Source organism: Rhodothermales bacterium (genome assembly GCA_034439735.1).
Classification (GTDB): Bacteria; Bacteroidota; Rhodothermia; order Rhodothermales; family JAHQVL01; genus JAWKNW01.
Genome location: JAWXAX010000075.1, coordinates 1 through 23,491 on the forward strand (window position 1 = coordinate 1; position 23,491 = coordinate 23,491).

Here is a 23,491-nt window from a genome sequence, read left to right on the forward strand (position 1 = left end):
AGGCTGGGTACAGGCCGAAGGCGGTAGCTGCGACCATGACCGACGCGGTGAGCCAACGCGCTGCCGCGGTTTTTCGAAGCCGCCCCGCTCCGGTTTTCCGGGCGGCTTTAGGGGCGGATGGTCTGGATCTGGCGGTGCTCACGGTAATTGGAATGGGGAAACAGGGCGAGGCTGTGGCAGCCGGAGGGGAGATCATCCGGGCCGGCGTTGCAGGGACGGCATCGTCTCGTTGCTTTGCAGCCGCTCTTTACGCAACGCTCGGTAATATATGAATCGGACATACATTCGCCTGATAGGCGCGTTTTACTCCGTTCTACTCGTTTCGGCCCCGCCGCGGCACGTAGACGCGCAATCACCCGCCGCCTCGTCCCTCCTCTCCCCGGCCGAGTTTCTCGGGTACGAACCGGGGGATCGGTTCACCCTGCATCACCGCATGGTGGCTTATTTCGAACACGTCGCCGCCCACTCGCCGAGGGTATGGGGGACACGATGTATCGTGTCCCTACTAGAACCACGTGGCGGCGAGGCCAATCTGGGCGAACCCCGGGTTCTGTGGACCGGTGACTATGGCGCCGGCGACACGCGTCTGCCCACCCTCCGCGATGACCGCCAACAGATTGGCGAAGGGGCTGAGCGCGAACCGTTTGCCCTGGCCGAGGCGGATGTCGTAGCCCAGGCCCAGCTGAACGCTTATGCCGCCGGTGTCGATGCGAACGGACTCACCTTCCAGCGCCAGGCCGCCGAGGCCGAGTCCTCCTTTCAGGAAAAAATCTGTCGTTGCGGTCGGATAAAACCGGATGATGGCCGAAAGCGAGCTGATGGCGGCAGAGCGGGGGTTGTCGTCGACGGAACGGCCCCAGTGGTTGAACTCGCCGCCGATCAATAGGCGGTCGTTCAGCGAGCCGCCCATGGCGATGGCCAGGCCGGCGCCGTTGCCGCCACGCCAGGGGTCGCCTTCGGGCAACAGGTCGCAGGCGCGGCAGGTCAGTTCGTTGCCAGCCGGACCAATCCCGGCGCTCACCCAGAAGCCCGACCGGTGGGCTGCGCTTCGTGGCGCGGGGATGGGGGCCGGGATGGGAGCCGGCTGAAGCTCGCTCCGCACCTCGGAAAACAGGTCCACAAATCCGGGTTTGAAGTTTTCCTCGGGCACCAGCTCGACGGAGGGGTCGTTTTTCAGCAGGTTGCGGAGCGAGTCGCGCGCCTGTTCAATCTGCAGATTGGCGTAATAAATCATACCCAGAAGCAGGTACGCCTGCCGGGCTTCTTCTTTCGAGAACTCTCCGCGTTCGAGGCAGACAGAGATACGCTGGCTGGAGCGCTCGAACAGGCCGGCGTCGAACTCGGTCTGCGCCATTTCCAGGGCGCGCGGGCAGGGGCTGCTATCCTGGGCACGAGCCGGCAGGATAGTGAGAGCGCCTGCCAGGAACAGGAGGGCGAAGAGGCGAGAAACGGACGAAGGGTTCATGGGATACGCTATAGCTAAATGACGTTCAGAGAGGGCGAACGACAGGTAATGCGCAGACGCCGGACAAAACTATCCCGGATCACCCCTCTTTTTTTAGATGGACCACCACGCGCGCCCGCTCCCCGAAGGCGTAGCGGTCGAGATTGACGGTGTCTCGGCCCAGACGCTGATAACAGCCGGCGGGGCTCTCGGGCTGGATATCTACCTGGCGGTACCCCGGCAGGCTGGCCTCGATCCGACGGACGCCTGGCGGCAATCGCAGGGTCTGTGGGGTGGTGTCCGGGGTATTTACGCCATCGATTGTGATGGCGGCGTTGGCAAGGGGCCGGCCCGTGTCCGCGTCTTCGGCGGCGACGATGACGAAGACGGGCGTCAAGAAGTCAACAGCGAGCGGGAGCGGCGTGTCGGGGGATAGGGTGATGGCACAACGCCATTCGCCGTACGCGGCGTTGACGACCCGGGCGGTGTAGTCGCCAGCTTCCACCGCGACATCCTCCATCGCCGCGCCGCTTGCGGTGGGGGTATCGTCCAAGAACAGGTCTCCCGATGGGCTGAAAGCCAGCCGGAGCAGGGATCGCGGCGCAATGGATACAGGCGCACCGGTGGTGTCAGCCACGGAAGCGGACGTATCGGGCGTGCCGGCCAGGTCGATGCCGGGCGTGGTGGGATCCAGCTCTGTCACCGGATGCGTGGCCGGCGGCTCAATTCCGCGGTCATCCGTCTGTGAATCCGTCGACACACTGGATGGATCCGGCAGGGAGATGGCCACGGCGCCATCGGATCGGCTGCCTGGTATGTTTGAAAGCGTCTCTAGCGGTGATTCGGGGGTCGGCAATTGCGTGGAATCGGCAGCGAGCAGCGACGAAGCCGGGATGTCCGAAAGGGCGGGCGGCCGATTCAGAACATAGATCAGGCCGCCGATCGCACCGATGGCCCCGATCGCGCCCCACAGGAGAGGTTTTTGACTGGATGGAGGCGGCGGAAGCGGTGGTTGAAGGGGCGGCGGAGGGGGCTCCCGTCGGGGCTGGTCAAGCGCCTGGATAGCGCGCAGCATCTCCTCGGCGGTGGCGAATCGGTCGTCCGGGCCTTTGGCCATGGCGCGTTCCACCACGGCGGAGAGAGCGACCGGAATCTCAAGTAGCCGGGGATAGAGTGGCTCGATGGGGCCTTCGACGATTTGCCGGCGAAGGGAGTATTCGTCGGAGCGGCGATCGTAGGGCAGCTCGCCGGCAAGCATCTCATACAGCATAACGCCCAGCGCGTAGAGATCGGCGCGGCCATCGATGTCGCGTGCGCCGCGGACTTGCTCCGGAGCCATGTACAGCAGGGTGCCGATGGCGCCGTGGGTCATCGTCTGCGCCGCGCCGCCGAGTTGTTTGGCAATGCCGAAGTCGAGCACCTTGACGAGAGGCCGGCCCTCGTCGTCGCGGGCGAGCATGACGTTCGCCGGCTTGAGGTCGCGATGGACGATGGCTAACCGGTGGGCCTTGCTCAGCGCCGTGAGCAGCTGGCGGGTGAGGAACAGCGCCTCTTTTGGCGAGAGCCGCCCGCGTCGGCGGAGGTATTCGGCCAGGGTCGGACCCTGGACGTATTCCATGACGATAAAGGTATCCGGCCCTTCATCCTGCAATGCATGAATACGCACCACATGGGGGTCCTCGAGCCGGGCGAGCGTCCGCGCCTCCTGTTCGAAGCGCTGGCGGACGGTGGGGTTGCGCGCCAGCTGAGGCGTCATGGTCTTCAGGGCGACCACCTTGTCGAGCCGCACGTCGCGCGCCTCGTAGACCACGCCCATCCCGCCGCGCGCGATCACCCGGACCACCTCGTACGGGCCGATCCGCCTGCCCTCGGGCAGGTCGTCATTCTCCGTCGCGGCCTCGGCGACAGCCGGCGACTCGAGGAAGGCCTCGTCGCGGTCCTGCTCGCGCAGCAACTGCAACACGCGGTCGCGCACGCCGGCGTCGTCCGGGCAGGCCGTGGCGAGGTACTGTACCCATTCGGATGGATCCAACTCGTTGGCCGCCCGAAAGAGATGTCTGATGCGTGTCCAGCTATCGGTCATGGCGCCGGTTTCCTACGGCCGTTTCGGTCGAATGCCTGCCGCGGCAAATCTACGGCATGCGCTCGATACCGATCGAGGGAAGTTTCGTTTCGCTTCTGCGCATTGGGAGATGTGAACAGGAATCGGGGTGCGACTCCGATTCGACTCGATCAACCACATCTTTATCGCTACGCCAATGAAAACCTATATCACTTCGTTCCGCTTCGCCCTTCTTGCTGCTTTACTCCTCTTCGTCGCGGCGTGCGACAGTGTGGAATCACAGCCGGAACCCGTCGCGCCCGCGGCCTTGCCCGAGGCAGCGTTTGGCATGGACATCAGCTTGTTCAACGCCGGCGCCTCCAAAGAAGGTAGCCAGGGCACGAACTTTCTCTCCGCCGCCATCCGGGTACTCATCGTCAATACCGGCATCTACAGTGCTTTGTATATCCCGGCGCAAGTGACGGCCGCCGCACAGGTTGTCGAGCCCATATGGGACGGAGAAGCCTTCATCTGGGCCGCCGATACCCTGGTGAACGGACAGAAAGAAGGCTTCCAACTGACCGCCCGGCCGGATGGGGACGCCATCCTCTGGGAAATGGAGGTTTCTGGGTACGACGATCGCAACGACGTTCGCTTCGAAGACTTTCTCCTCTACGAAGCCCGCACCGGGCTTACTTCCAACGAAGGCACGTTCAGCATCATCTATCCGACGGAACAGGGCCCTGTTCGACTGCTCGACGGGACCTACGCGATCATCGACGAGGCTTCGGACAGCACGGTGCGTTTCTCAGTGCCGGCGGACGTCCCGGAGATCGGCGGCATGAAGGCCACCTACCGGCAGGACGGTGTGTGGTTTACGCTGGACTTCACCGAGCCCGATCCCGCCAAACGCCATGTCATGCGCTGGAACACGGAAACCAACGAGGGCTCCGTCACGGCCTACGACTACAACACCGGGGAAGAAGCCTGCTGGGACGCGGCGCTTCAGAACGTGGAATGCCCTGTGGGCAGCTGAAGAATGGGCTCTGACCCCGGTCATGAGGTTTCTTCCGCCCGCGGTGGGGTGGCCTCTGGCCGGGGTCATGAAGCTCGCTTCACTCGCGGTCATTAGATTTTAGGAAACACCGGAGGCGGGCAGCCGTTGCGGATTCCTTCGGCCGTTGCGTCGTTTCACTGGACAAACCTGCCAACCTGCAATCCTTCGGGCGCGTCGGCTTCGCCGCCGTCCCTCAGGACAGGCCTGCCAACCTGTAACCTGCCAACCTGCAACCATTCCCATGGAAATCCGAATTGAAAGCCTCTTAGTTGGCGCGCGTCGCGCGGCGGGGGTTGTTGTGGTCATCGATGTGTTTCGCGCGTTCACCACGGCGTCCGTTGCGTTCACGCGGGGGGTGGATCGGATCGTGATGGTGGCCGAGCCGCCCGAGGCGCTGGCGCTTCGGGCGCGGGGGGTGGGATCGATCTGTGTAGGTGAGGTGGATGGCAAGATGCCGGCCGGCTTCGATTTTGGCAACTCGCCGCATGAGCTGTGGGACGCCGACATTGCGGGGAAGACGCTTATCCAGTCCACCCGCGCCGGCACTGTGGGTGTTACGACCGTGGCGGCCAACGCGGAGGCCATCTTTGCCGCCGCCCTGATCAACGCCCGCGCCACGGCCGAAGCGATCCGCGCGATGGCGCCGCCGCTCGTCACCCTGGTGGCGATGGGTTACCAGGGGCGGTTTCGCGCGGATGAGGACGAGCAGTGCGCGCTTTACCTGAGGGCATTGCTCGAGGGCCGGCAGCCCGACCGCGACGCCGTCCGCTCGCTGGTTCTATCGGGAAACGAAACCGACAAATTCCGCGACCCCTCGAAACCCTACCTGCACTGGGAAGATGTCGAACATGCTCTTCGCATCGACGAGGCGCCGGTGGTGATCCGGGTTCGGGAAGAGAGCGGCGTGCTTGTGGCAAGAAAGCTGTAGGATCAGATTTCCTTAAACCCTGCAACCGCGGAGCCGCAGTCATCCGTCGTCAGGGGGTGAAGGCGTAGTGCGGATACGTCTGCGCCAGGACCGAATCCACCAGCACACGGTGGAATTGGTCGGGCTTCTCGAACTCCGGCATATGAGCGGCGTCCTCGAACCAGATGATGTGTTTTCCTGCTGGCGCTTCGAGCTGTTCGTAGTATTTTTTGACCAGCTCGGACGGCGTGTTAAAATCATGCCGGCCTGCGATGAAATAGACGGGCACCTGGATGCGGGGCACGGTCTCGAACAGGTTGATCTGGCCGAGGTCGGTCCACAGGTTGCGCACAGCAAAGTTGGGATCAGCGCTGATTTCGAGGATCTCGAGCAGGGTATACTCCGGGCTAAGCAGCATTTTACCCATGAAGTCGGACAAAAAGCTGCCGGCGGCCTCTCGTTCTTCGTAGATCGTCCCGCCAAACCGACGCAGCCACTTGCGCTGCTTGTTCATCGTCAGGTAATTCCATGGCGGGGGGCCCATCTCGTTCAGTTCGCGCAACGCTTCCCTGTTATTGGTGTTGCGCGCCTCGCGGAGCGTAAACTCGTACGAGAGCGATTCGGCGCGGGCCGTGTTCACCAGCTGACCCGTTCCTATGACGGCATAAAACGATTCGGGATACCGCTCGGCTACCATCATACCCAGCGCCGAACCCCACGAATTGCCGGCGAGGTAGATTTTGGGCACATTAAATCGACGCTTCAGGACGTCCACCAGTTCTTTGGTGTCGCTGACAAACCGGTCGACATTCATCTCGTTGGGTGTCAGACCGGGGCGGTACGATTTGCCGGATCCGAGCTGATCCCAGTAGACGACGACAAAATCTTCCTCGAGCTTCAGCCCGAAATCGCGCGCACGCGGAATGACAAATGACCCCGGTCCCCCGTGCAGATACAGCAATACGGGATTGGTCTGCCTCTGGCCGCGGATCAATACCCACTGCTCCTCGCCGCCTAGCGGGACGTTGCCGAGCAGATCGATGCCCCCCGGTGTGGTGATCTTGGTCAGATCCACCACTCGGTTTTGCTCGTACATACGGTAGAGCAACCCTGTGGAAAGAAGCGCAACCAACGCCAGCAGCGACAGGAAAAAAAACTTCAGTACGGAAGTTATTGGATGTTCTTCCATGGCCTGCGCGCGAACTACCTGTGCGCTATTGGGGCTTGGGCTGTTGGGGGAATCGGGGAGCTCACCATGGCCGATGTTCGCTACGGGTGTGTTGCCGCTCTGAGAACGGACGTTATTTCATTTTTCGTGACAGAGCAGAAGGTAACGGACTGTCAACGGCCGATTAGGATCTACGCAGGACGCGTCGCCGGGAACGGTTTCAAGGGAGGCGCTACTTCCGCCTCTTGATAGTTAACCGCCTAAAATGTTCCTGATTACTTAAAAATGCACGGCGATCATGCACCAACAAACGTGCAAAAACAGTGCCTTGTTGCTGGTCTCGCGCCATGGCCGGCCTTTCTCGTATCGTCCACCTTATCCTCCGCCGTATCGGAGAATGCCGCATCGGAATCGTTCGATCGCTTCCGGCGTTGCAGCCCTTCACGACGCTATCACCCACCTCACTGAACGTCCACAGCCATGAACCGTTTGATTCGTCCCGCCCTTTTTGCACTCCTTCTGGTTGCGCCGGCCATGGCCCATGCGCAGCAAGCCCCGGCCCATTTTGCCGAGGCCTTTCTGCCCAAATTTACCTATTCGGCGGAGCGGCTCGTCGCGCTCGCCGAAGCCACGCCGGCCGAGCTGTTTTCATGGCGTCCCGGCGAGGGCACGATGACGATGGAGCACGTCTATATGCACATTGCCCATTACAATTACATGTACCCGGTCGAAAATATGGGCGCGGCGGCTCCGGCCGGTTTGGATATGAGCGCGATTGAGGCGATCACTGGGAAGGAAGCGGTGCTGGAGACGCTTCGCGCTTCGATTGCCTTCACGCAGGCGCTGGCCGAGTCGATGACTGCCGAAGAGCTGGCGGCTTCCACGACGCTGTATGGTCAATCCACCCAGAAATGGGACGTGCTTTTCCAGCTTCAATCCCACCTCAGCGAACACATGGGCCAGCTCATCGCCTACGCCCGGATGAACGACATCGTCCCGCCGTGGTCACGGTAATGATTCAAGCTTACCCGATTAAGGGGTACAAATTTTCACTTTTCACTCTTTCCACCTCATGCCCGGCTTCGCGAAGCGTGGCGACAGCAGCGTCTAGCCGGTCGGTGCGGACGAGCAGGTAGTCGGTGTCGAAGGTAGAGACTACAAAAACGGGGAGTCCGGCGGCGGCCAGGGGAGCCGTCAGGCCGGCGACGATCCCGGTCAGCTCAAAATCCAGGGGACCCCTTGCCTGGAGCATCCGCCAGCCGGTTTCGGTCTTCCAGCCGATCTGCGCCCGATCGGCGGGTAGGACGATCGAAAGCTCCTCCGGCGTCCGCGTGACGCTGCAAAACCCTGCGTCCAGAATGTCCGGCGGCAGAGCGGCATCCGCGGGGAGCCGGCAGACGGCCATGGGGTCTGGAAGGAGGGTGAGGTGCATAACGGCATCGTTTTTATCGGTTGATGGTGAATTCCCCGGGATTCCATTAACTTACACGTACGCGGGGTATAAAGAACCGCTTCCTGCCTCAGGGCACATTTCCACGAACGACATGAGTACGATCTCCATGAAATCCTGGATGACACTTTCCTGCCTGGCGGCGCTTGTCCTCGCCGGCTGCCAGCCGCAAGCCACCCCCGAGGCCGCCGACGCGGCGCCCATGACGACAGCTGCCGCGGGCGAATGGATCAGCCTGTTCGACGGCGCCACCCTCGAGGGCTGGACCTTCAACGAAGATACGGGCACGTTCCGGGTTGAGAATGGGGTCCTCATCGTCGATGGACCGCGTTCCCACCTGTTCTACACTGGCCCGGTGGGCGATCACAATTTCAAGAACTTCGAGTGGAAGGCGGACATCATGACGATGCCCGGCGCCAACTCGGGGATGTACATCCACACCGAGTTTCAGCCGGACGGCTGGCCCGCGAAGGGCTACGAGATCCAGGTGAACAACTCGCACAGCGACTGGCGCCGGAGCGCCGGCCTTTACGGGATCGACGACGTACGCGAGGCGCCGGCGAAGGATAACGAGTGGTTCACGCAGCACATTGTCGTAAACGGTAGCCAGATCGTTACGATGGTGAACGGCGATACGATGATCACCTACAACGAGCCGCCGAACGCCGAACGCCCGGAAGACATGGCCGGCCGCCGGCTCTCCAGCGGCACCATCGCCATCCAGGGCCACGACCCGGAGAGCGTGATCCACTATAAGAACATCATGGTCAGGCTACTGCCGGATTGAGGTTGTTCCCCCCTGGCCCCGAGCATCGTTAGTTGATCTTCAGGAGAGTACGCCGGGGGCGTTCTCTCCCGGAGAGCCTACACCGCCTGATCCGCTGGCCGTGCGCCCATCTCACGGTCGAGCAGGTAGAGATTGGCGCCGTCGTTCCCGATGAGCGTGAGGGTGTCGATGATCGAGCGCGCGTTATCCTCCTCCTCTACCTGCTCATTGATGAACCAGTGGAGGAGCATTTCGAGCGGGTAGTCCTTGTGTTCCCGGGCGACATCGTACAGGCTGTTGATGCGACCGGTGATATAGCGTTCGTGTTCGAGGACCTGTTCGAAGGCCTCGCCGGGCGTTTTGAACTTGCTTTTCGGCTTACCGATAGCGTCCAGAGTGATGTTGCCATTACGCTGCAAGACAAAGTCGAAAAACTTCATGGCATGCATCGTCTCTTCTTCCCACTGGAGGCGTAGCCAGTGCGCGAAGCCTTTCAGGTTCATCGATTCAAACTGAGCCGACATCTGGAGGTAGAGGTAGGCGGATTCAAACTCGGCCTGGATCTGCTCGTTGAGTGCTTTTTCGACGGCCGGCGCCATATGGTTTCGGCTGGAGGAGGCGGCTTTTGACATGGGTGTAGCCCTGGCGTGGTGATTGGGTTCGCGCAAATGGAACGTTCGGTTCTGGAACCGATTAACTTTCCCGCTCTTCTAGCCGGGAAGCGGAGGAGACGTTCCTCAACCATCTTCAGTTACGCGCTAGGCTATCCGGGTACCTATGCCAGCACCACATATTCTCTGGGCCGACGACGAGATCGATCTTCTCAGGCCGCATATCCTGTTCCTGGAGTCCAGGGGCTACCGGGTCTCGAGTGCCACAAATGGTGCCGATGCCGTGGAACGGGTTCGCCGGGAGCGATTCGAAGTCGTATTGCTGGACGAGCAGATGCCGGGCATGGGCGGTCTGGAAGCGCTGGCCGCGATCAAGCGGATCGCGCCGGATCTGCCGGTCGTGATCGTCACGAAGAGCGAGGAAGAAGATTTGATGGAGCAGGCGCTGGGCGACCAGATCAGCGACTATCTCACCAAGCCGGTGAATCCGAGCCAGATCCTGCTGACGATCAAGCGGCTGCTGGAGAGCTCCCGGCTGCTCAACGAGAAAGCGTCCCAGCAGTATCTACAATCGTTCGGTCAGATCAGTTCGATGCTGGCCGCACCGTTATCTCACTCGGAATGGGTCGACTTATATTTGCGGCTGATCGCCTACGACCTTTCCCTGGGCGACGACAACGGCGTGCGGCAGGTGCTCGAAGATCAGTATCAGGAAGCGAACCGGGAGTTCGGACGGTTCATCGAGGAGTCCTACCGGGCCTGGGTCGCCGGCCTGGATCGCCCGCCCGACGCCAGCCGGCCCCTGCTGTCGCACGAGGTGGTGCCGCGGGTCGTGCTCCCGGAAGTCGGCGATGGCCGGCCGGTGATCTTTTTTGTGATCGATTGCATGCGGCACGATCAGTGGCTCGAATTCGAGTCCATGCTCGCGCCCCTTTTCGCCATCGAAAAGTCGTTTTATTACTCTATCCTGCCTACCGCCACTCCGTACGCCCGGAATGCCATTTTTAGCGGACTGATGCCGAACGACCTCGAGCGTCGTTACCCCGCGCTGTGGTCCGAGGGGGAGGAGGACGAGCACAGCCGCAACCGCAACGAAGAGGCTTTCCTGGGCGACATGATCGCGCGCCAGAAGCCGGGGATCCGGATGCGGTACGAGAAACTCGTGACCACCCAACACGGCCGGGACTTCGCGCAGAATATTGTCGCGTTTACCCAGAGCGATCTCAGCGCCATCGTTGTCAACTTCGTCGACATCCTGGCGCACAGCCGGTCGGACTCCGCGGTGCTCAAGGAGCTGGCGCCGGACGTGCCGGCGTACCGCTCCCTCACGCGCACCTGGTTCCAGCATTCCTGGCTCTACCAGGCCTTTCAGACGCTGGCCGAAAAAGACTGCACGATTATCGTCACCAGCGACCACGGGGCCGTCCGCAGTCTCCGCCCGACGCGCGTCATCGGGGATCGCGAGACGTCCACGGCGCTGCGTTATAAGTACGGCCGTAACCTCAAGTGCGATAGCAAGCACGCGATATTCGTCAAGAACCCACAGGAGTTTGGCCTGCCGGGGCGGGGCATCCACACGAATTATATCATCGCGAAGGAAGATTATTACTTTGTCTACCCGACGAACTTCCACCACTACGTGAATCTCTACCGCGACACGATGCAGCACGGCGGCGCCTCGATGGAGGAGATGATCCTGCCGATCGTGAAGCTCAAGCCGCGGCGGCGGAACGATTAGCGATTAACCATTATAGATTGGTAAAGAGAACGTTTAACGTCGAAAACGTTGCTCGACCATGTCCCCCTCTTTATGTCCATGCTCCCTCCCGAGGTAGAATCGCCTTTTGACGGGCTTGATGCCATCGACACGATCGGCGAGTTGATGCTGGCGTCCCATTACGATCCCGAAGCGTTGTTGCAGGCGATCACCGATATCACCGTTCGCAAGATGGGCGTGAAGGGATGTGTATTGCGCATGCTGAACCCCGAGACGGGAGAACTCGGCATTCGATCCGTGACCGGTTTGAGTGAACGATTTCTGTTTTCAGCGCCCGTAATCGATGCAAAGAACCGATTTCAAACAGTGATCGAGGAGCAGGGCGTCTACCGATTGCTGGATGTGCGCGCCGGCCAGGAGTTACAGTTCTCCGCAGCCGCGCTGGAAGAAGGCATCGCCTCGTTGCTGGCGGTAGGGCTCTTCAAGGACAAGAAAGTCATCGGCAGCCTGTCGGTCTACACCGCGCATCCGGTGTCGTTTTCGCATTACCACGAGCGGACGTTGCGCGTGCTGGCCCGATATGCGGTGATGGCCATCGAACTCGCGCGTCTCTATCGACAGGAATTGCAGGCGAAGCTCCAATCCCGCGACCTCTCCATCGCCGCCGGCATCCAGCATCGCATGCTCCCCGCGGTGATCCCGACAATCGAGGGATTTGATCTGGCCGCACGCCTGAACCCCTGGTACGAAGTGGGCGGGGATTTCTACGACATCGCGCGTATGGATGAGGAGTTACTGGGACTGGCGATGGGCGACGTGGCCGGCAAGGGGATGCCGGCGGCCCTCCTGATGTCGGGCGCACTCATGGCGCTGCGATCCCAGATGGGCAACAGCCGCCGCCTGCCCGAGATCGTCTCAGCGGTCAACGAGTTGCTCACGCGCGATACCCGAGCCGAAGAATACGCCAGCCTTATTTGCTGCCGGCTGGATCTTGAAGAATATGTTCTCTGTTACGTGAACGCCGGTCACCCCCCGCCCCTGTTGTTGCGAAATGGACGATTTACCATCCTCGACACCGGTGGCATGCCGCTGGGCATCCGGACGGGCATGACGTTCGACGAAGGCGTTATTCCACTGGAATCGGGTGACCTGATCGTCTTCCGTACCGATGGCTGTACGACGGCGACCGATTCGCGTGGCCGTCTATTTGGTGAGCGGCGTTTCCGTAGTGCCATCCGTGCAAACGCAGGCGAACGTTCGTCCAGAATCGCCGACGCCATTCTGGCGGCGCTACGCCGGTTCGTGGGCGCCGCCGGCATGCGCGATGATCAAACCCTCATGGTCCTTCGTATAGAATAACCTCAGATATGACGACGGCTCTGTTTCTTGTTGGTGGACTCATTCTGCTCTATTTTGGCGCTGAAGCGCTCGTGCGTGGCGGCGCCGCGCTGGCGCTTCGTCTCGGGATCGCTCCTCTTATCGTCGGACTAACCGTGGTGGCGTTTGGCACCAGCGCCCCGGAGATGGTCGTAAGTGTGAGCGCGGCGACGACGGGGGCCGGCGGCATCGCCCTCGGCAACGTGATTGGATCGAACATTTGCAACATCGCGCTGATTCTGGGGCTGGCGGCGGTGATCCGCCCGATGAATGTGCAAGTCCAGCTGATCCGACTGGACATCCCGATCATGATCGGCGCGTCGGTGGCCCTTGTGGTGCTCCTGGCCGATGGAAGCCTCGGCCGGCTCGATGGCGCGTTGCTCGCCGGCACGATGGCGGTCTATCTCTGGTTCCTGATCGCAATGGCCCGACGCGACCGGAACGCGCTCGCCGGCGCCATGGAGGATACGGTCCACGCAACGTCGATTCCGACTGGGCGCGGGATCGTGATGGTCGTGGTCGGGCTCGCGCTGCTCATACTTGGCGGCATGTTCTTCGTCGACGGCGCCGTGGCGTTGGCGGAAGGCCTCGGGGTGAGCGAGCGGGTGATCGGCCTAACGGTAATCGCTATTGGCACCAGCTTGCCCGAACTTGCCACATCGGTGGTGGCGTCGATCAAAAACGAAGGCGACATGTCGATCGGCAACGTGATCGGCTCGAATATCTTCAACATTCTCGCCATTCTGGGCATCAGCGCCCTCGTTGCGCCGCTTACCGCGACGGCGTTTTCGCTGCTCGATTTTGGCGTCATGCTGGGCGTGGCCATCTGCCTGTTTCCATTGGTCCGCTCCGGATTCCGCATAAGCCGACTGGAAGGCGCGTTTTTGCTGGTGGTGTACGTCGTGTATGTCACCGTTGTCATCGTGCGCTGACCGTGCCGCGGGCCGATCATCCGTTAAATAAAGATGATCTGCGTGTTGGCGCCTTCGGCCAGGGCGTACATCTCACCCACGGTGATGATGTCCTCCAGTTCGTCGATGAAGTCTTCCCGTTTCAGCTTGAACATGTCGACGGCCAGCCGGCAGGCGTGGATCTTCCCACCGCTTTCCGAGATGATCTGCAGGAATTCGGAGACGGGCGGGATATCCAACTTCTCCATCTCCTTCTTCATCATCGTAGACACCAGCGCCTCGAAGCCCGGCAGGCCGGCGAGGATCGTGGGCATCTGTCGCATCATGGCCGGGTTACCGACGGTGGCGGTGTGCAGATGGTCCTGCGTGTCTTTCTTGATCGCCTCAAGCCCGAAAAACGTGAAGAAGAGTTCGGCCTGGATGCCCTCCATGAGGGCGCCGTTGGCCATGATGAGGCCGGCGTAGACATCCTCCAGCGTCCCCTTCGAGACGATGACGAGCACTTTCTTGACGGGGTGTTTTTCCGGCCGGGGCACCGTAGCCGTTCCGGCGAGTTCAGCGGTGGCTTCCATGAGCGTGTCCGTGTGTGGGAGTATGGGTGTGAAGCGAAACGTTCAACGCATCAACGTTCAAACACAACTCACCGGCTTCGGAATGCCGGCGATGCGGCTGGCTTTTTTGAGTGGACCGCCGGGGAAGAGGTCGTAGAACTCCTTGATCGTGGTCACGTCGGACTTTCCAACGCGGCGAATCGTTAGCTTTTCGCCGGCCGCGTCCTGCGCTCGGAGATAGTTGAGCACATCGAAGTGGCGATCGGTGAGCGCGATGCCTTCTTCGCGAGCGATTTCCTGGGCCAGATCGGGCGTCCATTCCGCGGGATCGGTGAAGTAGCCTTCGGCGTCGAGGTGGACCGGTGTGCCGGCGAGCAGGGTGCTTGTCATGGTCGTGTCAGGTTGATTTCAGGAGACGGCTTCTTCTTCGAGTTCCTTGCCGGCGATGGACATATGCGCCGGCACGGGGAGTTCTTTCCCGGTCAGTAGCATGTGCCAGTAGACCCAGCGGAAGAAGAGCTTGCCCATGTGGTTGATTCTGGATTCCTTCAGCAGACTCATCGGGCCGAGGTGCGGCAGCGGGAATTTGCCCGGCAGCGGCTCGGTGACGTAGTTGAAGTCGATGAGCGTCGCTTTCCCGAACCCGGTTTCGATGAAACAGTTGGCGTGGCCGTCGAAGGAGGCCGTGAGCGGTTCGCCGGCTATGTAGTGGAGCACGTTTTCGATGAGCGTTTCGCTCATGAAATGGGCCACGGAGCCGGCCTTGGACGTCGGGACATTGGTAGCATCCCCGATGACGAACATATTCGGGAATGCTTTCGACTGGAGCGTGTGTTTATCGGTCGGGATGTAGTTGAGGTCGTCGTCGTCGCTCAGGTCGCTGGCCTCGACGAAGTCTGCCCCCATGTTAACCGGCACGGAGACGAGCAGGTCGAACGGGACTTCCTTGCCGTCGTAGGAGACGAGCTTTTTCTCGGCCTCGTCGACACGTTCCAGGTAAAAGTCCGGCACGACGTTGATGCCCTTCTTCTCGAGCAGGCCGGAGAGCACTTCGGTGGCTTTGGGCTTGGTGAAGGCGCCGGCGAGGGGGGTGACGTAGAAGATATCCACCTTATCCCGCATGCCCTTCTCGGTGAAGTAGGCGTCGGCCAGGAAGGCGAATTCGAGGGGCGCGACGGGGCACTTGATGATGGTTTCGGCCAGGTTGATAACGAGCCGGCCGCCTTCCCAGTCCTCCAGCTTTCGCGCCAGACGGCTGGCGCCGTCGTGCGTGTAGAAGTCGAAGATGTCGGTATACCAGAGATCCCCTTTCAGGCCCGGGGTTTCTTCCGGCCGCGGCGAGGTGCCGGTGGCGACGATCAGCACATCGTACGAGAGCATGTCGCCGCTGGCGAGGCGGACCTGGCTGGTGTCGCCCAGCACTTCCTCCACCTCATCCCAGATTACGTTGACGCCCTCGGGGAAGAAGTCGGTCTTGGCGCGCATGACTTCCTCCGGTTGGTAGATGCCGAACGGGATGAAGAGGAAGCCTGGTTGGTAGTAGTGGACGCGCTCTTTATCGACAATGGTCAGCTGCCATGCCGAAAGGTCGAGCCGGCGGTGCAACTTGTTGAGCATCATCGTGCCGGCTGTGCCGGCGCCCAGGATCAGCAGCTTTTTCATACCCGTTACCTGTTAAAGAGAAGGCCAATCTGCCGTGAAACTGTCACCGGGCAAAATAGCTGATGGCGCCTCCCAGGATTGCCGGGCGTCAGTCAATGGACGGGTAGTGCATGCGCTGTAGGGGTTGACGGGGAATACACTACACCCTTGTGGGTGCGTAAAAACGGTTCAAGGTTCGAGGGTTAAGGTTCAAAGGACCGCGCATCCTTGAACATTAAACCCCGAACCTTGAACCTTAATCCTTGAACCTTAAACCTTAAACCGTTCTAGCGTGCCAGCGGGTCGGGGCGGAGCTGGAATTTCATCACCTTGCTGGGCGTCCCTTTGCCGCCTTCCATGTGAAACGGCGCGCGGGTGCTGATGGTGGTCCAGATACCGCGGCCTTTCCAGCCGGCGTCGGCGTCGTCGATACGGCCATCCATCCATTTTGTATAATACCCGAGCGGATAGGGTACGCGCATGACGACCCATTCACCGTCCTTGAGGGCGAGCAGGCCTTCGGAGGCGTTGCCCGTGTTGATGGGGACGTTTTCGCCGAGGCCGAGGGTATTAAACTGGTCGACCCACGTATAGTAGCTCGCTTCGGCGCTGCCGGCGTAGTCGACCCCGCCGATCTGCGGCAACGGTTCGGCAAAGAACTCCCAGCCTTCAGGGCAATGCTGGCCGGTAGCGGTGGGGCCGTTGAGCGCGCCGGTGCACTTGCGGCGGTCGAAGCTGGCGAGATGCCCACTGGCCAGCGCCACCCAGGCGACGCCGTTGCGGTCGACGTCCATCCCACGGGGCGACCATCCCACGACGGGCTCTCCGTTGTCATCCAGTGGCAGTTCAAAGCGTTCGGCCAGGGCCGTGTGCGTCGGGTCGGTGCCGGGGTTGAGGCGAACGACAGAGCCGGGGTAGCCCAGCGACGAGGCCCAGACGGAGCCGTCGGTGGCCGGCGAGACGGCGTAAAAGCCCGACGTGATCCGCATGTCCTTGTTCGGATCCACGGGCTGGTTGGGTTCTATCCAGGCATCCCGCTGTCCGTTGCCGTTGGTATCCAGGATGAGGGGTGTCCATCCCTGGGCGGCCATTTCGTCACCCGTTTCGTCGAACAACTTTCGGTTGAGCCAGCCCACGACCTGCCCTCCGCCGCTTGTCCACAACGTGTGGTTTTCGTCCTCGGCGAACATCAGGTGGTGGGTGCTGAAGCAGGTGCCCACGTGCGTGAGTTGCTCGGTGGCGGGGTCGTACACGGCCAGGTGCCGGCCGGCGCGATTCACCGGAAACACCTTCGCGGAGGGGTGATCCGAGCCCTCTTTGCAGACGTCCGGGTTATCGGGCGGGCGGACGGTGGCGGTGAGCCACACGCGGCCGCGTTCGTCGAGCATCGGGTTGTGGACGTTGGTCTTGCTGTCCCACAACACGTCATCTTCCCAATAGGGTGAGGGTTCGAGCATCTCCGGGCCGGAGGAAGGCATCGTGGCGGGGTCGCGGACGGTGAGGGGGATTCGGCTGGCCGCGTTGGTCATCGGGTCGACGACCGGGATATAATCCGAGCTCAACTCCAATGCGCCGTAGACCGGTCCGTTGGCGTTGACCGTCGGGTCCCGCCGGTCAGTGGAGACGACGTCGTGGAGGTAGTGCTTCGGGTCAGCCCAGTCCCACTGAGTAATAACGATGTTGCGTTCGACGCCCTCCGGGCGGGGCGGCGTCTCCGGGACATCGCCGGCGGCGATCCGGTCGGTCCAGTCGGCAAACATCTCCAACACTCGGTCGCTACCCAGGGAAGCGACGGTGCTCGTCATCTGGCCACCGGCCTGGCCGGACTTGAGCCGGCGTTCCCAGGCCTGTTCAGTCGTCGGGTGCTCCGGAAATGCAGGGTGGAAGGACCGCGTCCCGATGCTGCCCAGGGCGTGGCAGGCCGTGCAGGTGCCGGACTTGACGGTGCGCAGGAAGTCGGCCTGCGTTTTTAGATTCGGCGACAGGCCGTTACCCTCTGGCCCGGTGCCCGGGAAGTCGGTTCTGGGGGGTACTTCCAGCAACGAGAGCCAGTAGCCGGCCGGGTAATAGTGTGCGGCAGCGCGCTCGTCCGGCGCGGGCACCGCCTGGAGGTCGAGCGCCCGGCCCGGCTGCGCCTGGACCTTCGGGGAGTCGGTCAATCCGTAACCACGGACCCATACGTCGTACGTGGCGGCCGGCAGCTCGGGCAGCACGTACCGCCCCTCATCGTCCGTGACGACGATCTTGGCGAAGGTAGTAGCCAACTCCTCCGTTTCGGCGATCACCCATACGCCGGCTTCGGGACCGTTCGGCCCGGTGACGACGCCTTCGATCACGTCATCCGGATGCTCGGGCGCACAGCCGCCCAGAGCCAATAGGGTGAGAAGAAGGTAGGGGAGAAGCGGATGTGATCGGATCTGCATGGCGTTAAGGCGCACAAACGGGCCGAAGTAGGTGGATGGGAGGGGCGGAATCGCACGGATTTCGCGCGATGTTTGACAAAATGGACGATCCAGACTATACCTGAAGGTAGCCGCAGGGCGGATGAGTAACAAGCGTCTTCGCCCCGCCGGCTCGTCGATATCCTCGCCCATTCTATTTCCAAGTAATCGCTGTACCTGGCATGGCCCGTCCTACCATCTCTCCGCTCAACAAAGCCCGCGACTTCTTCTTCTCTGAACTTTTATTCTCGGTTACGGATAAACGCGGCATCATCGAGTTCGGCAACGATGTCTTCGCACGGATCGCCGGCTATTCGCTGAAGGAGATGGTGGGTGAGCCTCATAACATCATCCGTCATTCGGACATGCCACGGGCGGTGTTCAAGGTGTTATGGGACTACCTGGAGGCCGGCCAGACGATCGTCGCTCAATGCCGAGATCGCCTCCAACCACCTCGGTGAGCGGGGGCTAGCGCTGGCGGAGATTGCCGGCCAGATGAGCGCCCAGACCGCTGCCAGGATTGGTTTGATCGGCTCGCTCCACAGCTCGATTTTCGACCTCCAGGGGCCGCTGCTCCGGTTGGTGTTCGACGTGCTCGTCGCCACCCTCGACATTGAAATGGCCAACCTGTTCCTCGACGAAGTAACGGCCGTTGGAGACGGTGTGGAAGAAATCCTGGAGGAAGACGATCAGATGACGGGGTACATCACGATGCTCGTCCATCTATTTGATGTACGGGCGGAAACGCTTATCCCCAACCTGATCGATATCAGCGGCCGGCTGCAAACGATTCGCGACCTTCTCTCCCGCCTCCAGCGGTATATGCGGATGCTGAGCGTCGTCCAGATTTCGGGCCAGGTCGAGGCCGCGCGTATCCCGGATTCGTTAAACTTCTCCGCCATCTTCGAGGAAGTACTCAGCCAGCTCAACCAGGCCAACCGGCAGGTGAACGGCTTTGGTAAACTCGTGTCCGATCGGCTACGGGAGAATGCGGCCGTGCCGGAATCCGCCCAGGGGCTGGGAACGCTGCTCGTCCATACGCGCGAAACTACCGCGGCGCTAACACCGGCTCCGGCGTGAAGCCGTCCTACCCGGGCCTCAACGGCTCCACCGCTACCCGCCCAACGCACCCCTCCGCCCCGCCGCATGTCTCGGTCCCCTAGAGGTATTTTGAGTCGCCGGCAGACAATAACGTGTCTGCGCCGAACTTTGCTAAGTGATGTGGGTTGATAGGTCCGAGTTATACCAACAACACTTCGCTGGCACGACACATTAGGACCCCTCGTAAGGCTTACTTCAGGACTCTCTTGTTAAACGCGCTCAGTGACGAAACGAAACAAACACGACAATGGCAGACGGTAAAGTAAAGTGGTTCAACACCGAAAAAGGTTTCGGATTCATCGAACCGAGCGACGGGAGCAAGGACATCTTCGTTCACCGTAACAACGTGGAAGGCCTCGGCTGGGACGACGGCCTTCGCGATGGCGAAGAAGTAACCTACGAAGTGGAGCGCACGCCGAAAGGCCTCAGCGCAGCCAACGTAAAGCGTGTACGTTAACACGACCCGTTGGCGGGGTTAACGCCTCGCATTTCTGGTTTCCAAAAAAGCCTGGCCGATTCGGTCAGGCTTTTTTTGTGTGCATCCGGCAAAATCTGTATGAGGGTCGCCGCCATAGACCACCTACGCTGTTACCCGAAACGGCAGAGATCGGCGCGGCACGCAGGACATACTCATCCGGGATAGGCCGGTAAAAGAATTTGTCGACGCCCTCGTAAAAGCCGGCCAACGGGTGCAGTACGTGCAGGTGGGCGGCGGCGGCCATGCTTTTTTCGATTGGAAGCTGGACCAGCGAACGAAGGATACCTTCCACCAGTACGGCGTTTACTACGCGGCGGGGATGAAGGCGTTTTTTGCGTCGGTGCTGCTGTAGCTGCAGGAGTAGTTCCGAAAGCACGTATCAGACGCAAAAACCCTCCAGATGATCGTCTGCCATCGGCATGACCCTATGTGTCGGGCGTACTGGCTTGGTTTGGGTCCGTACGGACACGCCATGGCGTGTCCCTTCCACGCTCCGAAGCATTGTCATGACCGATAGGAATGCCTCAAAAGCCTGTCATGGTGAGCCTTCGATCGATATCGATCGAAGTGTCGAACCACCTCAAGGAGCGACCGCGCTTCGATCCATTCGTGGTGCTGCCGCGTCAGTAAGTCTCCCCGCCTCCGAGGGGGCAGATTTTCGATAACTTGCGATTGCCATCCAGTAGAGACGCTCCTGTGGAGCGTATCAGCGAGGTTTACGCATTCCAGAACGGGTTCCGGTAACCTTCAGTAGACGCTCCACAGGAGCGTCTCTACGACCTTTATATTAACAGACGCCCCACTGGGGGCGTCTACATGTATCCTGTGGCGACCGCCCAGAGTAGACGCTTCACCCTTCTACCTTGCGAAGGCGTTTTGCCGTCAGTCGCGTCGCAGCAGGAACAGCCGGAATTCGGATTCCGGTAGCACTTGCTGCTGGATGGCGCCCACCGTTCCATACGAGTCGTACAGACCGGCTTCATCCGTGAAGGCCCTCCCGATGATTTCCATGATGCCTGGAAACGTCGTACCGTCCGTTCGCCAGACCACCGTGCGTTGCGCGATCAGGCCAGGGAAGATGGAGGCGTCGATAAGGTCACCATTCATCTGGATGATGAGGCCCGGCGTCTCGGGCAACAGGTCGAAATCGGCGCCATGTCGGACAAGCTGCTCATCCAGGGAGATGGTGTGTTGGGAGGGGTCGAGGACAAAGCGGGCTGCAGTGTCGTCTACACTGAAATCGACGACGATTTCCTCCGGGTAAGTGAGTTCCTGGCGCTGGACTATGATGGCGTACACCGTGAGGTTTACGCTGTCCTCGGGCGTGCTTGAGTGCTTTTCAGCTGTTGGCCGCAGAAAGGGATTGGGGCTACCCAGTGATGGCCAATAGGGCGATTCTGGAACCTGCAGGAGGTAAACCGTGGCCGTTAAGTCCTCGTCCACGAGCTGTTCGGTCGACGAACCATACCCTTTGGCTGAAATCCTGAATCGTTGGGATGGAAATCGACTCAGTGGAACGGCCAATTCCTGGTCGATGCTCAGGCGAGCGAACGGCGTGGGGGCTGCCGTAGAATCAAGGAGCACCGCCTCGTCGTAGGGACTGAGCGAGACGACGACTTGGGCCGGCGGTTTGTCAATGGCCGTGTCGCAGGAGGTCAAGACGAGCACCAGGCACGCGAGCAAACAAAATGATTTCATGATGTTGACCGGTTTATGGAGGAGTTTCAGAAACCCGTATCAACGATCATGGAAAATGTGTAAAGTTAATGGGATATGCTGGCCGATAACACAGGGAGTTTCAACGTTGTTTCCGGACGCGTCATCGCAGAGACTCTCGGCCAATACCCTGGGTGGCGCAGTGTGCGTAGGGTTCAGATAACGTACGGTAGGAAGAAAACAGAGCCATGAAAGAAGGGAACCTTAAGGAGCATGCTGTATATGCATTGTACGCACAAAGAAACGCACATGTACGATGAGCAAGACCAGCACCATTTCAGCCCGAATCAATACGGACGACAAGCAGCGGGCAGAGGCCATATTCAGCCAACTCGGAATTTCGGCTTCACAGGCTATTGCCATGTTCTACAAGCAAGTACATCTTCGAAATGGCATCCCTTTTCCTGTTGAGATTCCGAACAAGAAGACAAAGAAGGGGATTGCTGATGCGAAAACGGGCAAAGGGGATGTTTTTGATTCGACGGAAGCGTTGTTCGACGATCTGGGCTTGTAGATGAAATCGATTTGTCGCACCAATCAGTTTAAGAAAGACGTCCGTAAAGCCGAACGACGCGGCAAGAATTTGGAGAAGCTTAAAGAGGTTATTGTGCGGCTGTCTCAGGACGAGGGATTGCCGATAGCCTGGCGCGACCACGAATTGACCGGCGAATGTAAAAGGAGTCCGCGACCTCCATATCGAGCCGGACTGGCTGGTGTTGTATGAAAATTCCTCAGAAGAATTGGTCTTGATCAGAACGGGGAGCCACGCAGATCTATTCGAATAGCTCGGATGGCAAAGATTGTGGTGTAAGGGGGGATATGCTCTCGTAGGACAATGGCTTCAATCCAAAAAAATGCCCTCCGAAAACATCGGAAGGCATTTTGAACCGGGTACCGCGTACGGGATTCGAACCCGTGTTACCAGCGTGAGAGGCTAGCGTCCTGGACCCCTAGACGAACGCGGCAAGTACTCCCCCACAACGCCGGCCCCGTCGCCATGTTTCGCGGGCCTCAGGGTATCGCGAGGGGTTCGAAAAACGCGACCACGCGGTCGAAGCTGCCAGTCATCTCCAGCGGATTGTGGCCCGCCCCGGGATAGATGTAGGACTCAAACGCCGGCGCCGTCCGCCCCAGCGCGGCCATCGCGTCGATCAGCGCCACGGCCTGGCTCACGTTGACCGTCACGTCCGCATCGCCGTGGTGGAGTTGGAGGCGGGGGAGGCGCTCGGCGAAGAGGACGGCAGAGCGACGAACCAGCTCGGGGCGCACGTCGGCGATGGTTATCTGTCCGTCCTTCAGCGGCTGGATGTAGGTCTCGTTGAGATAGTCGAATCCCGGCAGATCGCGCGGGATGTCGAGCAGGGCGTCCGCCACGATCTCCTGCACGTACGGCCCGAAGAAGTCGGTCGGCCCGAAAAACGCCACGATGCCGTCCAACCCGGGCCGGCGCGCGCCTAATAACAGCGCCACGCCGGCGCCTCGACTCAGGCCAAGAACGTTGATCTGACTGGTGTCGGCCAGTGGCGTGATGGCAGGCAGCGCCTCCAGCAGCGCCAGCGTGTCGTCCACGTCGCGATCGAGTGGGCTTGGCGGAGCGGTGGACAGGTACGTCACGCCGTTGACGCCAAGTGGCTCGCTCCGGAACGACGGGGCGACGAACACGAACCGGTTGACCACCTGGTCGACCCCCACGGTCAGCAGTGCCAGCGTTTCGTCGATGTCCACGCCGCCGTCCCCGGGATGGGTGTATAGGAAGACGGGCAGCGGACCTGTCGCGCCCAGGGGGACGGCTACGGCCGAATAGTGGATGCCCTGGTCGACCGTCTGGGCTACTACGTACAGGACGCTGAACGTGAACGGGGCCACCAGTACGGTGTCCTGCCGGACGATGGTCGCCTCTCCCGAAGAAACCGTTCTCCCGGCCCATTCCACTGATACCGCATCGATCTCCGCGCGTGTGGGCGGAGCAAAGAGTACATCCAGGTCCACCCCCTCGATCACGCGCTCGTCGCCCGGCGACATGGAGTCGCAGCCGGCCCAGATCAGAACAAGAAGAACGAGGCCGATTCGAAGGATCATGGGCGTTGAAAATGGCAGGCGATGACGATGGATCC

25 protein-coding genes and 1 tRNA gene are annotated in these 23,491 nt (G+C 60.8%); 14 read left to right on the plus strand and 12 right to left on the minus strand.

The window, feature by feature from the left end; all coding sequences use genetic code 11:
• Positions 1 to 505 precede the first annotated feature (505 nt).
• The gene (locus SH809_05720) at positions 506 to 1,465 is read right to left on the minus strand and encodes a tetratricopeptide repeat protein (protein MDZ4699184.1); all 960 of its coding nucleotides are present in this window, start codon (positions 1,463 to 1,465) and stop codon (positions 506 to 508) included.
• A 79-nt stretch (positions 1,466 to 1,544) separates the two neighbouring features.
• A complete protein-coding gene (locus SH809_05725; GenBank protein ID MDZ4699185.1) occupies positions 1,545 to 3,527 on the minus strand; it encodes a serine/threonine-protein kinase in 1,983 nt (660 codons plus the stop codon).
• A gap of 175 nt (positions 3,528 to 3,702) precedes the next feature.
• Between SH809_05725 and SH809_05730 the strand changes: the two genes are divergently transcribed.
• Positions 3,703 to 4,521 (plus strand): hypothetical protein, encoded by an 819-nt coding sequence (locus tag SH809_05730; protein MDZ4699186.1) that lies wholly within the window; start codon positions 3,703 to 3,705, stop codon positions 4,519 to 4,521.
• Between the two features lie 262 nt (positions 4,522 to 4,783).
• On the plus strand, positions 4,784 to 5,470 hold the full coding sequence (locus SH809_05735; protein MDZ4699187.1) for a 2-phosphosulfolactate phosphatase: 687 nt from the start codon (positions 4,784 to 4,786) through the stop codon (positions 5,468 to 5,470).
• Between the two features lie 49 nt (positions 5,471 to 5,519).
• Here SH809_05735 and SH809_05740 read toward each other — a convergent pair whose 3' ends face one another.
• On the minus strand, positions 5,520 to 6,638 hold the full coding sequence (locus SH809_05740; GenBank protein MDZ4699188.1) for an alpha/beta hydrolase: 1,119 nt from the start codon (positions 6,636 to 6,638) through the stop codon (positions 5,520 to 5,522).
• A gap of 459 nt (positions 6,639 to 7,097) precedes the next feature.
• Here SH809_05740 and SH809_05745 point away from each other — a divergent pair, with 459 nt between their 5' ends.
• The gene (locus tag SH809_05745) at positions 7,098 to 7,631 is read left to right on the plus strand and encodes a DinB family protein (GenBank protein ID MDZ4699189.1); all 534 of its coding nucleotides are present in this window, start codon (positions 7,098 to 7,100) and stop codon (positions 7,629 to 7,631) included.
• Positions 7,632 to 7,641: 10 nt separating this feature from the next.
• On the opposite strand, the gene SH809_05750 is transcribed toward SH809_05745, so the two are convergent.
• Positions 7,642 to 8,049, minus strand: coding sequence for an ACT domain-containing protein (locus tag SH809_05750; protein MDZ4699190.1), 408 nt, complete (start codon positions 8,047 to 8,049; stop codon positions 7,642 to 7,644).
• A 112-nt stretch (positions 8,050 to 8,161) separates the two neighbouring features.
• On the opposite strand from SH809_05750, the gene SH809_05755 reads away from it, so the two are divergent.
• On the plus strand, positions 8,162 to 8,854 hold the full coding sequence (locus tag SH809_05755) for a DUF1080 domain-containing protein (protein ID MDZ4699191.1): 693 nt from the start codon (positions 8,162 to 8,164) through the stop codon (positions 8,852 to 8,854).
• A gap of 77 nt (positions 8,855 to 8,931) precedes the next feature.
• Here the strand turns inward: SH809_05755 and SH809_05760 are convergent, their stop codons facing one another.
• Complete coding sequence (locus SH809_05760; GenBank protein MDZ4699192.1) at positions 8,932 to 9,465, minus strand: ferritin; 534 nt, start codon at positions 9,463 to 9,465, stop codon at positions 8,932 to 8,934.
• Positions 9,466 to 9,610: 145 nt separating this feature from the next.
• On the opposite strand from SH809_05760, the gene SH809_05765 reads away from it, so the two are divergent.
• The 3 genes from SH809_05765 to SH809_05775 all read left to right on the plus strand — a co-directional run bounded on the left by SH809_05765 (position 9,611) and on the right by SH809_05775 (position 13,470).
• Positions 9,611 to 11,182: a response regulator gene (locus SH809_05765; GenBank protein ID MDZ4699193.1), complete on the plus strand. Its 1,572-nt coding sequence runs from the start codon at positions 9,611 to 9,613 to the stop codon at positions 11,180 to 11,182.
• Between the two features lie 72 nt (positions 11,183 to 11,254).
• Positions 11,255 to 12,520, plus strand: a complete 1,266-nt coding sequence (locus SH809_05770) for a PP2C family protein-serine/threonine phosphatase (protein MDZ4699194.1) — start codon at positions 11,255 to 11,257, stop codon at positions 12,518 to 12,520.
• A gap of 8 nt (positions 12,521 to 12,528) precedes the next feature.
• Positions 12,529 to 13,470: a calcium/sodium antiporter gene (locus SH809_05775; GenBank protein MDZ4699195.1), complete on the plus strand. Its 942-nt coding sequence runs from the start codon at positions 12,529 to 12,531 to the stop codon at positions 13,468 to 13,470.
• A gap of 23 nt (positions 13,471 to 13,493) precedes the next feature.
• Here SH809_05775 and SH809_05780 read toward each other — a convergent pair whose 3' ends face one another.
• The 4 genes from SH809_05780 to SH809_05795 all read right to left on the minus strand — a co-directional run bounded on the left by SH809_05780 (position 13,494) and on the right by SH809_05795 (position 18,064).
• The gene (locus tag SH809_05780) at positions 13,494 to 14,021 is read right to left on the minus strand and encodes a DsrE/DsrF/DrsH-like family protein (GenBank protein ID MDZ4699196.1); all 528 of its coding nucleotides are present in this window, start codon (positions 14,019 to 14,021) and stop codon (positions 13,494 to 13,496) included.
• 57 nt (positions 14,022 to 14,078) lie between these two features.
• Entirely contained in the window at positions 14,079 to 14,390 is a 312-nt protein-coding gene (locus SH809_05785) for a TusE/DsrC/DsvC family sulfur relay protein (GenBank protein ID MDZ4699197.1), read from the minus strand.
• A gap of 18 nt (positions 14,391 to 14,408) precedes the next feature.
• A complete protein-coding gene (locus SH809_05790; protein ID MDZ4699198.1) occupies positions 14,409 to 15,662 on the minus strand; it encodes an FAD/NAD(P)-binding oxidoreductase in 1,254 nt (417 codons plus the stop codon).
• A gap of 266 nt (positions 15,663 to 15,928) precedes the next feature.
• Positions 15,929 to 18,064 (minus strand): carboxypeptidase-like regulatory domain-containing protein, encoded by a 2,136-nt coding sequence (locus SH809_05795; GenBank protein ID MDZ4699199.1) that lies wholly within the window; start codon positions 18,062 to 18,064, stop codon positions 15,929 to 15,931.
• Positions 18,065 to 18,264: 200 nt separating this feature from the next.
• Between SH809_05795 and SH809_05800 the strand changes: the two genes are divergently transcribed.
• From SH809_05800 to SH809_05815, 4 genes are all read left to right on the plus strand, one after another.
• Positions 18,265 to 18,543 carry a PAS domain S-box protein gene (locus SH809_05800; protein ID MDZ4699200.1) on the plus strand — a complete coding sequence of 93 codons (279 nt, stop codon included), beginning with the start codon at positions 18,265 to 18,267 and terminating at the stop codon, positions 18,541 to 18,543.
• 34 nt (positions 18,544 to 18,577) lie between these two features.
• A complete protein-coding gene (locus SH809_05805) occupies positions 18,578 to 19,162 on the plus strand; it encodes a hypothetical protein (protein MDZ4699201.1) in 585 nt (194 codons plus the stop codon).
• A 268-nt stretch (positions 19,163 to 19,430) separates the two neighbouring features.
• The gene (locus SH809_05810) at positions 19,431 to 19,640 is read left to right on the plus strand and encodes a cold shock domain-containing protein (GenBank protein ID MDZ4699202.1); all 210 of its coding nucleotides are present in this window, start codon (positions 19,431 to 19,433) and stop codon (positions 19,638 to 19,640) included.
• 232 nt (positions 19,641 to 19,872) lie between these two features.
• A complete protein-coding gene (locus SH809_05815) occupies positions 19,873 to 20,013 on the plus strand; it encodes a hypothetical protein (GenBank protein ID MDZ4699203.1) in 141 nt (46 codons plus the stop codon).
• Positions 20,014 to 20,543: 530 nt separating this feature from the next.
• On the opposite strand, the gene SH809_05820 is transcribed toward SH809_05815, so the two are convergent.
• Positions 20,544 to 21,359, minus strand: a complete 816-nt coding sequence (locus tag SH809_05820) for a hypothetical protein (protein MDZ4699204.1) — start codon at positions 21,357 to 21,359, stop codon at positions 20,544 to 20,546.
• A 274-nt stretch (positions 21,360 to 21,633) separates the two neighbouring features.
• Here SH809_05820 and SH809_05825 point away from each other — a divergent pair, with 274 nt between their 5' ends.
• Genes SH809_05825 through SH809_05835 form a run of 3 tightly spaced genes read left to right on the plus strand, consistent with a single transcriptional unit; the run spans position 21,634 to position 22,162 of the window.
• The gene (locus tag SH809_05825) at positions 21,634 to 21,891 is read left to right on the plus strand and encodes a type II toxin-antitoxin system RelB/DinJ family antitoxin (protein MDZ4699205.1); all 258 of its coding nucleotides are present in this window, start codon (positions 21,634 to 21,636) and stop codon (positions 21,889 to 21,891) included.
• Complete coding sequence (locus SH809_05830) at positions 21,892 to 22,101, plus strand: type II toxin-antitoxin system mRNA interferase toxin, RelE/StbE family (protein MDZ4699206.1); 210 nt, start codon at positions 21,892 to 21,894, stop codon at positions 22,099 to 22,101. It abuts the gene before it with no gap.
• On the plus strand, positions 22,091 to 22,162 hold the full coding sequence (locus SH809_05835; protein ID MDZ4699207.1) for a hypothetical protein: 72 nt from the start codon (positions 22,091 to 22,093) through the stop codon (positions 22,160 to 22,162). Before SH809_05830 ends, SH809_05835 begins: the two co-directional genes overlap by 11 nt.
• Before the next feature lie 107 nt (positions 22,163 to 22,269).
• Here the strand turns inward: SH809_05835 and SH809_05840 are convergent.
• Both SH809_05840 and SH809_05845 read right to left on the minus strand, forming a co-directional pair.
• A tRNA-Glu gene (locus SH809_05840) sits at positions 22,270 to 22,342 on the minus strand.
• Positions 22,343 to 22,388: 46 nt separating this feature from the next.
• Positions 22,389 to 23,456 carry a hypothetical protein gene (locus SH809_05845; GenBank protein MDZ4699208.1) on the minus strand — a complete coding sequence of 356 codons (1,068 nt, stop codon included), beginning with the start codon at positions 23,454 to 23,456 and terminating at the stop codon, positions 22,389 to 22,391.
• Positions 23,457 to 23,491 lie beyond the last annotated feature (35 nt).